This is a genomic window from Streptomyces sp. NPDC060027, from assembly GCF_042737005.1.
Taxonomy (GTDB): Bacteria; Actinomycetota; Actinomycetes; order Streptomycetales; family Streptomycetaceae; genus Streptomyces.
In genome coordinates this window covers 1-12,615 of the sequence record NZ_JBHWVI010000243.1, presented here as the reverse complement: position 1 = coordinate 12,615, position 12,615 = coordinate 1, and the positions used below count along the sequence as shown (strand labels likewise).

Sequence of the window (12,615 nt, the reverse complement as noted above, 5' to 3'; positions counted from 1 at the left end):
CGTGACCTGCACACCCTTCGGCCGACCCGTCGAACCCGACGTAAAGATCGTGTACGCCAACCCATCCAGATCAACCGACGGCAACGGACCAGACGTCTCCGGGTGATCCTCATCCACCCGTACGACATCCACCGCGAACCGATCCGCATACCCCGCCGACGTCACCGCCACCGACACACCCGCATCCACCAGCATCCCGGCGATCCGACCCTGCGGAAGCGCCGGATCCAGCGGCACATATCCAGCACCCGCCCGCCACACCCCCAGCAACGCCACCACCAGATCCACCGAACGATCCAGCAACACCGCAACCGAAGACTCCGGACCCACGCCGCGCGAACGCAGCACACCCGCCAACCGGTTCGCGCGCTCCTGCAGCTCCCCGAACGTCAGACGAACACCCCCCGCCTCCACCGCCACCGCGCCCGGCGACACCGCCGCACACTCCGCGATCAACTCCGGCACCGACACCTCACCCACCGGCACCACCGTGTCGTTCCACGCGGAGAGCACCAATTCACGCTCGCCACCGGGCAGGATCGCCTGTTCGGCGTCGCCGTCGGCGTTCGTGGCCATGTCTTCGAGGACGGTGCGGTACATCGAGGCCAGGCGGTCGACGCCGGTGCGGCCGATGATGTGGCGGTTGGCGGTGATCACGATGAAGCCGGCGCGGGTGGAGACGCCGAGAGGGAACTCGGTGGGGCTGTCGTCGATGGTGGCGGCGTAGTCGATGACGTCCTGGTCGACCTGCCGGAAGTTCTGATAGCTGAAGCGGACGTCCACGAGGCGTTCCGCGGCGCCGAACTCGCGTTGCATGGCGCCGAGCGGATAGCGGCGGTGCGGCCAGACCTCGATCTCCTGGTCGAAGACCTGGCGGACGAGGTCGCGCCAGGTGCGGGCACCGCGCCGGAAGGCGAAGGGCAGGGGGTTGAGGTAGACACCGTGGACGCGTTCGGCGCCGACGGCCTCGGGGCGGGCGTTGGTGACAAGGCCGGTACGGAAGGTCTCGTCGGGGGTGAGGCGGCTCATCACCTTGAGGTGCGCGGCGTGCAGCACACTCTTGATCGGGACCTGGGCCTCGTAGGCCAGGGCGCGGAGCCCTGCTTCGAGGTCGTGGTACGGGACCCAGGCCCGGTGCAGACCGCGCGGGGTGGTGAGCGGGTCGTCGCCCCATCCGGCCGGCGGGACGAACTTGGGGTGGTTCTCCACGATGCCGTGCCAGTAGGCGCGGTCCTCCTCGGAGTCGAGGGACCTGAGCTCGGCGGCCACGAAGTCGGCGTAGCGCACGGCGGCGGCTTCCGGTTCCTGGAGCGGCTGTCCGTCGCGCAGGGCCCGGTAGGTGGTGACGAGTTCCATGAGGAGGGAGTGATGGCTCCAGCCCTCCAGCACGGCGTGGCATTCGGTGAGGGTGAGCCACCAGCTGCCGTCGTCGCGGGTGTGCGCGGTGAAGCGGATCAGCGGGGCGCGGGTGAGGTCGAAGAGTTCGGCGCGTTCCTCTGTCATGAAGGCGCGCAGGGAGTGTTCGGCCGCCGCGGCGTCGTGGGAGGTCAGATCCCGGGTGCGGACGGTGGTGTCGACCCGTGCCGGGTCGTGGACGAGTTGCAGCGGTACCGCGTAGCCGTCCAGGGCGAAGGAGGTGCGCAGGATCTCGTGGCGGCCGATGACGACCCGTACCGCCTGCTGGAGTGCCTCGGCGGAGAAGGTGTGCTCGTCGAGGATCCGGAAGCAGGTCGAGTTGTGGTAGTGGTTGCGGCCGTCGTCGGCGAGCATCTCCACGACCATGCCGAGCTGTACCTGGGCGAGCGGGTAGGCGTCCACGATGCCCTCGGGCAGGCGGTCGCGGTCCTCGTCGGCGAGCAGCGCGAAGGGGGGCACGCCGGGCTCGGGGCGGGCCGGGGCCGGGCGGCCGGTGAGGTATTCGACGAGGTCGGCCGGGGTTCGGTGCGCGAAGACGTCGCGGACCGTGACGTCGTGGTCGGCGTCTCGCAGGGCTGCGGCCAGGGCCACGGCCCGCAGCGAGTCGCCGCCGAGGTCGAAGAAGCTGTCGGTGACGCCGACCCGGTCGAGGCCGAGGACCTCGCGCCAGAGTTCGGTCATCCGCTCCTCGGCGGCGGTGCGCGGGGCGACCTGGGTGCGCCCGACGGCGAGCGCGTCGCGGTCGGGGGCGGGCAGGGCGGCTTGGTCGAGTTTGCCGTTGACGGTGAGCGGGATCCTGCCGAGCGCGAGGAACGCGGTGGGGATCATGTAGGCGGGCAGAGTGCGGCCGAGGAGGGCACGCAGTTCACTGGGGGCTGCGACGGCCTCACCGGCGGGGACGACGTAGGCGACGAGCCGCTTGTCGCCGGGGGTGTCCTCGCGGGCGACGACCACGGCGTCGCGGACCAGCGGGTGGGCGGTCAACGCAGCCTTGATCTCGCCGAGTTCGATGCGGTGGCCGCGGATCTTGACCTGGTGGTCGATGCGGCCGAGGTAGTCGAGGCCGCCGTCGGGGCGGCGGCGGGCGAGGTCGCCGCTGCGGTAGAGGCGGGTGCCGGGCGGGCCGTACGGGTCGGGTATGAACCGTTCAGCGGTGAGGCGGGGACGGCCGAGGTACATGCGGGCGACCCCGGGTCCGCCGACGTGGATCTCGCCGGGCACGCCGATGGGCACCAACTCGCCGTGTGTCCCGTGCAGTTGTACCTGAAGGTCGTGGAGCGGGACGCCGATGTCGTTGCCGTGGTCGGCGTCCAGGTCGGTTCCGGTGACCGGGTGGTAGGTGGTGTGCACGGTGGTCTCGGTGATGCCGTACATGTTGATGAGGGCCGTGCGGTCGAGGGCGCGGCGCGCGACCCACGGGCGCAGGGCGGGCATGTCGAGGCGTTCGCCGCCGAACGTGACCACGCGCAGGGCGAGTTCGTCGATCAGCGGGTGGCCGTTCCCGGCCAGTGCCACCAGGCCGTGGAAGCCGGAGGGGGTCTGGTTGAGGACGGTGACGCGCTCGTCGGCGAGCAGGCGCAGGAAGTCCTCGGGGGAACGCGCGGTGTCGGGCGGTACGACGACGAGGCGCCCCCCGTACAGCAGGGCGCCCCACATCTCCCAGACGGACATGTCGAAGGCGTACGAGTGGAAGAGCGTCCAGACGTCGTGTGCGTCGAAATCGTAGTGCTCCTCTGTGATGGTGAACAGGCGGAGCACATTCGCGTGGGTGAGTCCGACGCCCTTGGGCCGGCCGGTGGAACCCGAGGTGTAGATGGTGTAGATCAGGTCGTCGGGTCGGACGTCCACGGCCGGGGCGGTGGTGGGCGCCGCGGCGAGGGCGGCGCTCTCGCGCTCGCCGTCGAGGTTCACCAGGTGGCCGTCGTGGGCGGCGGCGAGGTGGGCGGCATGGGTGCCGGAGGTGACGACGATGCGGGCGCCGGCGTCCTGGAGGGTGCTCGCGAGTCGTTCCGCCGGGTGCTCGGGGTCGAGGGGGAGGTAGGCTGCGCCGGTTTTGAGGACGCCGATCAGGGTGGGCAGGAGGTCGGGTCCGCGGTCGAGGCTGACGCCGACCAACCCGCTTGGTCCCGCGTCGAGTTCGCGCAGGTGGTGGGCGAGCCGGTTGGCGCGGGCGTCGAGTTCGGCGTAGCTGAGCCGTTGTCCGCCGCAGACGACGGCGGTGGCGTCCGGGGTGGCGGCGGCCCGTTCCTCGAAGAGCTGGTGGACGCATCGGTCCGGGTCCGGGAAGAGCCGGGGTTCGGGGACGAGGACGGCGAGGTCCGTGTGGTCGAGCAGGTCGAGCAGGGAGAGCGCGCGGTCCGGGTCGACCGCTGCGGATTCCAGCAGGCGTACGTAGTGGCGGGCGAGCCGTTCGACGGTGGCCCGGTCGTAGAGCGCGGTGCTGTACTCCAGCGTGCCCTGGACGGAGCCGTCGGCGCGCTCGCCGAGCTGGAGGGTGAGGTCGAAGCGGGAGACGCGGGAGGGGGCGCGCAGCGGTTCGGCGGCCACGCCGGGGAGCCGGAATCCCTCGGTGCGTTCCTGGTGCAGGGTGAAGGCGACCTGGCACAGCGGGGTGCGGGACAGGTCGCGTTCGGGCTGGAGCTCGTCGACCAGCCGGGCGAAGGGATACTCCTGGTGGTCGAAGGCGTCCAGGACGGTGTCGCGGGTGCTGTCGAGCAGGGCACGGAACGAGGGGTCGCCCTGCCAGCGGCCGCGCAGGACCAGGGTGTTGACGGCGTAGCCGACGAGTTGCTCGAGTTCCGGGCGGCCGCGGCCGGAGACGACGGTGCCCACGGGGATGTCGTCGCGTCCGGTGTAGCGGGACAGCAGTGCCTGGTATCCGGTGAGCAGGGTGGTGAAGAGGGTGGCGCCGTGCGCCGAGCCGAGGGCGCGGAGCCGTTCGGCGAGGGGAACGGGCAGGGTGACGGGTACGGCGTCGCCCGCCCAGCTGCGGGTGGCGGGGCGGGGCCGGTCGGTGGGCACCTCCAGCGGGGTGATGCCCCGCAACTGCTCGCGCCAGTAGGTGACGTGGGTGTCGAGCGTGCCGTCGGCGAGGCGGGAACGCTGCCAGGCCGCGTAGTCGGCGTACTGGAAGTCGACGGGGGCGAGCGGGTCGGGTCGGCCGGCGCCGAACGCGGCGTACAGGGAGGCGAGTTCGCCGAGGAGCAGCCCGACCGACCATTCGTCACAGGCCACGTGGTGCAGGACGACCGCGAGGATGTGGTCGTCGTCCGCGACGCGGATCAGCCGGGCACGCAGGGGGTCGCCCCGCTCCAGGTCGAACGGGCGGCCGGGCTCGGCCTCGGCCAGGGCGAGCGCCCGCCGCTCCCGCTCCGGGCCGTCGGCGAGTCCGGTCAGGTCGTCGACGGGGAGGTCGAACGGGCCCGGCGCGTCGATGAGTTGGACGGGCTCGGCGCCGTCGAGGCGGTAGCGGGTGCGGAGGATCTCGTGGCGGGACCGCAGGGCCTCGAAGGCGCGGCGCAGCACGTCGGTGTCGAGCGGTCCCCGCAGCCGCAGCACGACCGGGACGCTGTACTCCCAGCTGTCCGGGTCGAGGCGGCTGAGGAACCACATCTGCTGCTGGCCGTGGGAGAGGGCCGGCGGGCCGTCCCGGTCGGCCCGCCGCATTGTGGCGCGCCGCCCCCGGCGGGCGCCGGCGAGCCGGGCGCGCACCAGTTCCTCGCGCTGGTCCCTGGCTTCCTGGCCCGTACGAACTTCGCCCGTGCTCATGCTGAGCGCTCCTCCCCCACCGTGTGCTTCCCTGTTTCCGGCCGTGGTGCTGTGTGCGTGTGCGTGGCTGTGCGGAGTGCGCGGGTCAGGCGGACGTCTGCTCCATGCGGCGGCGCAGGCTTGCCGGGCGCAGGTCCGTCCAGACCTCCTCGATGCGGTCCAGGCACTCCTGCCGGGTCCCCTCGGTTCCTTCCGCGTGCCAGCCCGCGGGCAGGTCCCGGTCCGCGGCCCAGATGGAGTACTGCTCCTCGTCGTTGAGGACCACCCGGTACACGCGGTCGTCGGTCTGCTCGTCAGCCATGTCGGCTCTCCCTCTCGGAGGTCTGTTCGGACAGCGGACCGGAAGGCGATTCCGGATCCGTCGTCAGCTTCCGGTGGGGGCCTATACCGGGCCTCTACGCGAACTGTCGTACGGGCGAAGGGGGTTGCGGGTGGTGCGCCGGGCACGACGAAGCGCGCGACCCGGTCCCCACGGGGGAGGGACCAGGCCGCGCGCGGTCTTTCGGGACGGGTGCCCGCGCGCCGCGCGAGCACCACCGGCCGGGCTACTCCCGGGCGCCCACGAGCTGGACGATCCGGGAGCGCAGTGCCGCCGTGACCGGCAGCACCGTGCCGATGACGGCGAGGACCGTGGAGACGGCGGCGATGCCGACGACCACGAGCCAGGGCGCCACGATCGGGGTCGTACCGAAGAGGTGGAGCAGTGCCGCCCACAGGGCGGCGATGTTGAGGGCGGACGCGATCAGGGCGAGGACGACACCGATCGCGGCCACCAGCAGGGATTCGGCGACGAAGAACCGTAGGACCTGTCGGGGCGTGGCTCCGGCCAGGCGGAGGACCGCCAGGTCGCGGCGGCGGTCCGCGGTCGCCATGAGGAGGGTGTTCAGGATCGCGATGAAGCAGAACAGCACGACGATCACGGCCGTGGAGCGCTGCCGCACCTCGATGAGATGGCGGGCGTAGGCGGCTTCCGAGGCGACCAGTTCGGCCCGGGTCAGGAAGTGTGCCCCGCTGCCCTGCACGGCCTTGGTGATCGCCGCGGTCGCGGCGGCCTTGTCCGTGCCGGGTTCCAGGTTGATGTAGGCGCGCCGGGCCAGTCCGTCCCGGGCGTACGCGGCCGAGGGCGCGAAGCGCTCCGGAAGGTAGGCGACGTCCTCGCCGCGCATGGCCTTGTAGACCGCAGCGACCTTCAGTGTCGCTTCCGAGCCGTCGCCGAGCAGGATCTTCTGCGAGGTGCCGGCGTCCCAGCCCCACAGGTCGGGGGCGGCGATGCTGTTGTCGTCGAGCTTGTCCAGGGAGCCCTGGGTGATGGTGAGGTCCATCGTCGACTTGAGCACGGACGTGTCCACGACCATGCCGTCGTTCTCGTCGTAGCGGTCCTCGTCGCGGGTGTAGACGGTGGTCAGGAGCGGTGCCGCGATCTGTACGCCGTCGATCCTCTTGACCCGGTCGACGACTTCGGGGCTGATGCCCGGGGTGCCGTCGGGGGCGAGGGCGTACGGGGAGGCGATCTGATTGCGCAGGCCGTGGTCGCGGGCCGCGCCGAGCGAGTCGGTGGCGGCGAGCAGCGACAGGGCGAGTCCGACGGTGAGCAGGATGGGTGCCGCGGTGGCGGCGGTGCGGCGTCGTGAGCTGAGCACGCTCTCGCGCACGAGCATCGCGGTGGGTCCCGCCGTATTGCGGAACGGCCACATCAGCAGCCGGGCCAGTGGGCCGATGGCCAGGGGGGCGATGACGGCGGCTGCCAGGACGGGGACGAGGAGTTCGGTGACGTAGGTGTTGGGCGAGAGGATGGTGGCCGGTTTGCCGACCGCGATCCACGCGGCCAGGCCTACGCCCGCTCCGATACCGATTGCGCCGATCAGCAGCCGCGACGGTGTCATGCCGGAGTCGTCGACGGCGGCCTCGCGCAGCGCCTCGACGGGCCGCACCCGTCCGGCGCGGTACGCGGCGGTGGCGGCTCCGCAGAGCGCGACCAGCACTCCGACGAGGAACGCGCCGGCCAGCGGGGCGGTCACCGTCCAGTGCAGGGACGGCGGCGCCTGGAACCACGGCGGTGAGATGTCGAGGTCGATGAGCATGTCGGTGAGCAGCTGGGCCCCGTACAGGCCGAGGGCCGCGCCGAGCGCGGAGGCCAGGGTGCCGACGAGCAGGGCCTCGCCGCGCATCATGCGGCGGACCTGTTTGGGCGTGGCGCCGACGGTGCGCAGCAGGGCGACCTCGCGGCGGCGCTGGATGACGGCGAAGGCGAACGTGGACGCGACGACGAACACGGAGGTGGTGCCCGCGACGGACGCCATCACCGGGACCAGCGTGATGGTGTTGTCGAGGGTCTCGCGGTCCTCGGCCTCGCTGGCGTCGGCCTTGTGCCGGTCGCTGCCGGTCAGGACCTCGGCGTCCTTGCCGACGGCGTCGCGCACCTGGGCGGGCGGGCCGAGCGCCACCAGTGCCTGGACGCGCGGGGAGATCCGGGCCGCTTCGGCGTCGCCGAAGAACACCGCGTTCTCCCAGCCGACGGGGGCGACCGTGCCGGACACCGTGTAAGGGGAGACGCCGGCGGCGGTCATGACCGTCACCCTGTCGCCGGTGTGCGCCTGGTCGGAGGGTACGACGATCTCCCGGTCGCCCGACGGCTGCGAGCCGCTCGTCAGCCTGTAGCCGCCGAACCGGGCGACCGCCCAGGGGTGACCGACCTGGTTGCGCGGGCCGTCCTGGAGCTGCGCGTAGAAGGCCCGGTCGACGACGGTCTCGCCGGTGGCCCGGACGCGGTCGAGCAGGTCCGGGGAGACGCCTTCGGCCTCGGGCAGCGAGCGGACTCCGAGGTCGTGGTGGGCGGGGTCCCAGTCGGGGTCGGTGGGCAGCACGACGGCGGAGGCCTGGGCGAACCGCTCCGGCGGCCGGTCGGGCAGGTCGAGCATGGTCATCAGCAGGATGCCCATCGCGGCCACCTGCGCGACGCCGAGCACGAGGGCTACGACGGTGCCGAGGAACGACACCCAGCGCGTCCGGAGCGTCTGGAGGGCGATGCCGAGCACTACGACACCGCCAGATCGGTCATGCGGGCGGCGACCGCCTCGGCCGTCGGGTCCTTCAGCTCGCCGACCAGCGCGCCGTCGGCGAGGAACACCACGCGGTCGGCGTACGCGGCCACGTTCGGGTCGTGCGTGACCATCACGATCGTGGTCGGCTGGTCGGGCTCGGGGTCGTCGGCACCCCGCCCCCCGGTCACCGGGGTGCCCACCAGCTTCCGTAAGACTTCCAGCAGTTCACGTCCGGTCGTGATGTCGAGCGCGCCGGTCGGTTCGTCCGCGAAGAGCACGGCCGGGCGGGTGACGAGCGCTCGGGCCACCGCGACCCGCTGCTGCTGGCCGCCGGAGAGCTGGCTGGGCCGCTTGCCGGCCTGATCCTCGAGGCCGACCTGGGCAAGCGCCTTCAGCACCGTCTGGCGACCGGGTTTGCGGCCGGCCAGCCGCAGCGGCAGGCCGACGTTCTGCGCGGCCGTCAGCGAGGGCAGCAGGTTGAACGCCTGAAAGACGAAGCCGGTGGACTCCCGGCGGAACTCGGTCAGCCGGGTCTCGTTCAGGCCGCCGATGTCCGTACCGTCGATGAACACCCGCCCGGACGTGGGCCGGTCGAGCCCGGCGGCACACTGCAGCAGTGTGGACTTGCCCGATCCCGAAGGCCCCATGACGGCCGTGAAACTGCCGCGCGGGAAGGACAGGCCCACGTCGCGCAACGCGCTGACCGCGCCGCTGCCCGAGCCATAGGTTTTGCTGAGCGACTCCAGCCGCACTGCGTCATTCATCGATTCTCCGTAGCGTCATGGTGGTGGGGGACCGGCCGTCAGCTCCCGCTGATGTCCGGACGCCTCGTCCTGGGCGCTCCGGTCTTCGAGCTCCGCCCCTCGGCGGGTGAACACGACGGTCGCCACCACGGCGAGCAGGGCCATCACTCCGGATGCGATGGCCAGCGTCCCGCGCGTGCCGAGACCTTCGAGGAGATATCCGGTGCCGAGCGCGCCGATCGAACTCGCCCCGGAAACCAGGAGCATGACGACGCTGCCGACCCTCCCCTGCATGGCGTCGGGCGTGATGCGCACCTGATGGGACATGCCGCAGACGGTAACAGCCGCTCCTATATGCGACGTTATGAAGAAGAGAATCCCAAGTGTCACCGGATGAAGCAGAAATACCGTTCCGGGCATGATCAGGGCCCAGGCGACATGGGCGTAGATCATGACGCGCCGCATCGGCAGCCGCCTGGTCAGCCACCCTCCGCTGAAGGCCCCGAGGAGTCCGCCGATACTGCCGGCCGCCATGATCAGGCCGACCGTGCTCGCCGGTCTGCCCTGCTCCCTGACCAGCACGGCGACCGTGAGAATGAGTCCCTGGAAGACCAGGTTGCTCCCCGCGATGACGAGCAGCGCCGAGCGGAAATAGGCGCGCTCCCACACCCAGCGCAGTCCGCTGGAGATCTCCTCACGCATCCCCCGGGCGCTCTTGCCCGCTCCACCGGACTGCCGCTTCGGGATCCTCAGCCGGGTGAGCGTCAGCAGGGACAGCAGATAGAGGCCCGTGCTGGACAGGAACGGTACCCACGCCGACAGGCCGAAGAGCACACCGCTCGCCGGATGTCCGACGAAGTTCACGGCCCGGGACCGCGCCTCGTTCTGCGCCATCGCGGTCGACACCTGCTGCGGCGGTACGACACCGCGTACCGCCGCGCGTTCGGACAGCTGGTAGAAGACGGTGAGGCTGCCCTGGACGAAGGCGACCAGGGCGATGTGCCAGACGCGCACGTCGTCCCCGACGAGCGACACCGCGACCGACCCGATGGCCAGCGCCCGGCCCGCCACACAGAAGAGCATCACCCGCCGCCTGTCCCAGCGGTCCACCAGCACACCGGCCGGCAACTGCATGACCAGCATGGGCAGCAGGGCGCTGAAGCCGACCAGTCCGGCGGCGCTCTTCGACCCGGTGTGCCACAGGACGAGCAGGGTGAAGGCCATGGTGGAGGAGCGCTCCGCCATGACCGAGAGCGCGGATCCGCCCCACAGCAACCGGAAACGTACGTTGCTGCGCAGCGGAGGCGGCTTCTCCTCGCCGCCGTCCCGCACCTGGACTTCCGTACTCATCGACTGCCCGCCCAGCACCACTCCAGGACAGCCATCGCGCTGTGCAGCTTGTGCGTGGCCTGGGTGAAGGCGATGCTCGTCGGCCCGTCGAGCACCTCGGCGGTGACCTCCTCGCCGCGGTGGGCGGGCAGGTCGTGCAGGAACACGGCCTTCGGGCTGCCCTCCCACAGGGCACGGGTGACCTGGAACGGGGCGAAGACCTCCCGCCAGTCCTCGGTGGGCTTGCTGGTCCCGGTGGTCTGCCAGCGGGTGGTGTACACCGCGTCGAGATCGGCGGGCAGCGCGCTCATGTCGTGCCGCTCGACGATCTCCGCGCCGCTTCGCGCGGCCTGTTCCGTGGCCCGGGCGAGCACGTCGGACGCGAGACCGTAGCCGGGCGGTGTGCGCAGTTCCAGTTCGGTGCCGGAAAAACGGGTGAGGGCCAGCGCCAGGGCGGCGGCGCTGTTGTTGCCCTCGCCGACGTACAGCAGCCGGAGGCCGTCCACCCGCCCGAAGTGCCGTTGCAGCGTGGTCAGATCGGTGAGCCCTTGCGTCGGGTGCTCCTCGGCACTCATGGCGTTGACCACCGACATGTCCCCGGCCGCCGCCCAGGTCCGCAGTTCCTCGGTGGCGTCGGCGGTCCTGGCCACCAGCAGGTCCAGCATGCCGGCGAACACCCGTCCGGTGTCCTCGCTGGTCTCGCCGGTATTGGTCTGGAGATCGGCGGGCCCGAACGTCACGGTCTGCGCGCCGAGCCGCAGCGCGCCGGCCGTGAACGCCGTACGGGTCCGGGTCGACGTACGGCGGAAGTAGACGCCGACGACGGCGCCGTCCATGGTCCTCGCCCGCTCGCCGGAGGCGAACGCGACGCCTCGCGCCACGATCCCGCGCAGCTCGTCGTCGGTCAGGTCGGTCAGGGAGATGAGGTGTCGCACGGATCCCATGACGATGGGGGTCCCTTCTCGTGAGGTGATGGCGGGGCGGGAACTGGGGGCGGGAACTGCGGGAGCCCTTAGGGCGCTTCGGTGAGAAGCGCGTCGATCTCGGCCCGCACCCGGTCCTCGATCTCCACGGCGAGCTGCGCCACGGTGGGCCGTTCGAAGGCCACCCGCACGGGCAGATCGAGGTCGTACTCGGCCTGGAGCCGGGAGATCAGGCGCACGGCGAGGATGGAGTGGCCGCCTAGGTCGAAGAAGTTGTCCTCGACGCCGACCTTGTCCAGGCCCAGGACCTGGCCCCAGATGCCCGCGATGCTCTCCTCGGTCTCGTTGCGCGGCGCGATGTACGTGTCCGTGGCGGCACCGGTCTCCGGGTCGGGCAGAGCGCTCCGGTCGAGCTTGCCGTTCGCGGTCAGCGGGATCTTGTCGAGCTCGACGAACAGGGACGGCACCATGTACTCGGGCAGCTCACCCGCGACCGCCTCGCGCAGACCGTCCGTCTCACCGACGACGTAGGCGACCAGGCGCTGATCCTCGGTCACGACCACCGCTGCGTCGGACACCGCCGGGTGCGCGGTCAACGCGGCCCGGATCTCCCCGAGTTCGATGCGATAACCGCGCACCTTCACCTGGTCGTCGATCCGGCCCAGGAACTCCACCGCACCATCCGCACGCCACCGCGCCAGATCCCCGGTCCGATAGAACCGCGCGCCGGCCTCCCCGTAGGGGTCGGGCAGGAACCGCTGAGCCGTCCGCACAGGATCACCGGTGTAGCCGCGGGCCACGCCGGACCCACTGACGTACAACTCCCCCACCACACCCACCGGGACGGCACGCAGTTCGGCGTCCAGGACACGCATATGGACATTGGGCAGGGGCCGGCCGATCGGCACGACACCCTCGTACGAGGTCTCGATCGGGAAGACACACGTGCCGACGGTCGCCTCGGTCGGACCGTACTCATTGACCATGCGCCCATCACCGAGCAACCGGCGCCAACGCTCCACCAGCGCACCCGGCAACGCCTCACCCGCCACCACGATCCGCGTGGTGAGGGAGCGGATCTGCTCATCGGTCAACTGCCCCCCGATCAGCTGCAGGTGACTAGGGGTCAGCTTCAGGAACGAGAACGGACCCGCCCCCGCCAGCGACTCGCCCAGCTCGGTCAGCTCACCGTCATAGAGCCACACCCGCTGACCGGCAGCCAACGGCGCCCACACATTCGGCACCACCAAGTCGAACGCCACCGACGAGAACACCGGCGCCCCACCCGCACCGCACGACGCCAACTCCCGCACCGCCCAGTCCACATGATTCACCAGACTCCGATGCGTGACCTGCACACCCTTCGGCCGACCCGTCGAACCCGACGTAAAGATC

General features: G+C 71.2%; 7 protein-coding genes. All 7 read right to left on the bottom strand.

What is annotated here, in order from left to right:
* The coding region (locus tag ACFWBT_RS36680; protein WP_385707376.1) for an amino acid adenylation domain-containing protein at window positions 1–5,184 on the bottom strand (5,184 nt) is incomplete at its 3' end.
* Between the two features lie 85 nt (window positions 5,185–5,269).
* Window positions 5,270–5,485 (bottom strand): MbtH family NRPS accessory protein, encoded by a 216-nt coding sequence (locus ACFWBT_RS36675; protein ID WP_266755814.1) that lies wholly within the window; start codon window positions 5,483–5,485, stop codon window positions 5,270–5,272.
* Window positions 5,486–5,729: 244 nt separating this feature from the next.
* Window positions 5,730–8,219 (bottom strand): ABC transporter permease, encoded by a 2,490-nt coding sequence (locus ACFWBT_RS36670; protein WP_385707374.1) that lies wholly within the window; start codon window positions 8,217–8,219, stop codon window positions 5,730–5,732.
* The gene (locus ACFWBT_RS36665; RefSeq protein WP_266755818.1) at window positions 8,219–8,989 is read right to left on the bottom strand and encodes an ABC transporter ATP-binding protein; all 771 of its coding nucleotides are present in this window, start codon (window positions 8,987–8,989) and stop codon (window positions 8,219–8,221) included. The genes ACFWBT_RS36670 and ACFWBT_RS36665 overlap by 1 nt, the downstream gene beginning before the upstream one ends.
* 15 nt (window positions 8,990–9,004) lie before the next feature.
* The gene (locus tag ACFWBT_RS36660) at window positions 9,005–10,318 is read right to left on the bottom strand and encodes an MFS transporter (RefSeq protein WP_385707371.1); all 1,314 of its coding nucleotides are present in this window, start codon (window positions 10,316–10,318) and stop codon (window positions 9,005–9,007) included.
* The gene (locus ACFWBT_RS36655) at window positions 10,315–11,241 is read right to left on the bottom strand and encodes an ornithine carbamoyltransferase (protein WP_385707369.1); all 927 of its coding nucleotides are present in this window, start codon (window positions 11,239–11,241) and stop codon (window positions 10,315–10,317) included. The genes ACFWBT_RS36660 and ACFWBT_RS36655 overlap by 4 nt, the downstream gene beginning before the upstream one ends.
* A gap of 68 nt (window positions 11,242–11,309) precedes the next feature.
* Window positions 11,310–12,615: amino acid adenylation domain-containing protein (locus ACFWBT_RS36650; RefSeq protein ID WP_385707367.1), on the bottom strand; the 1,306-nt coding region annotated here is incomplete at its 5' end.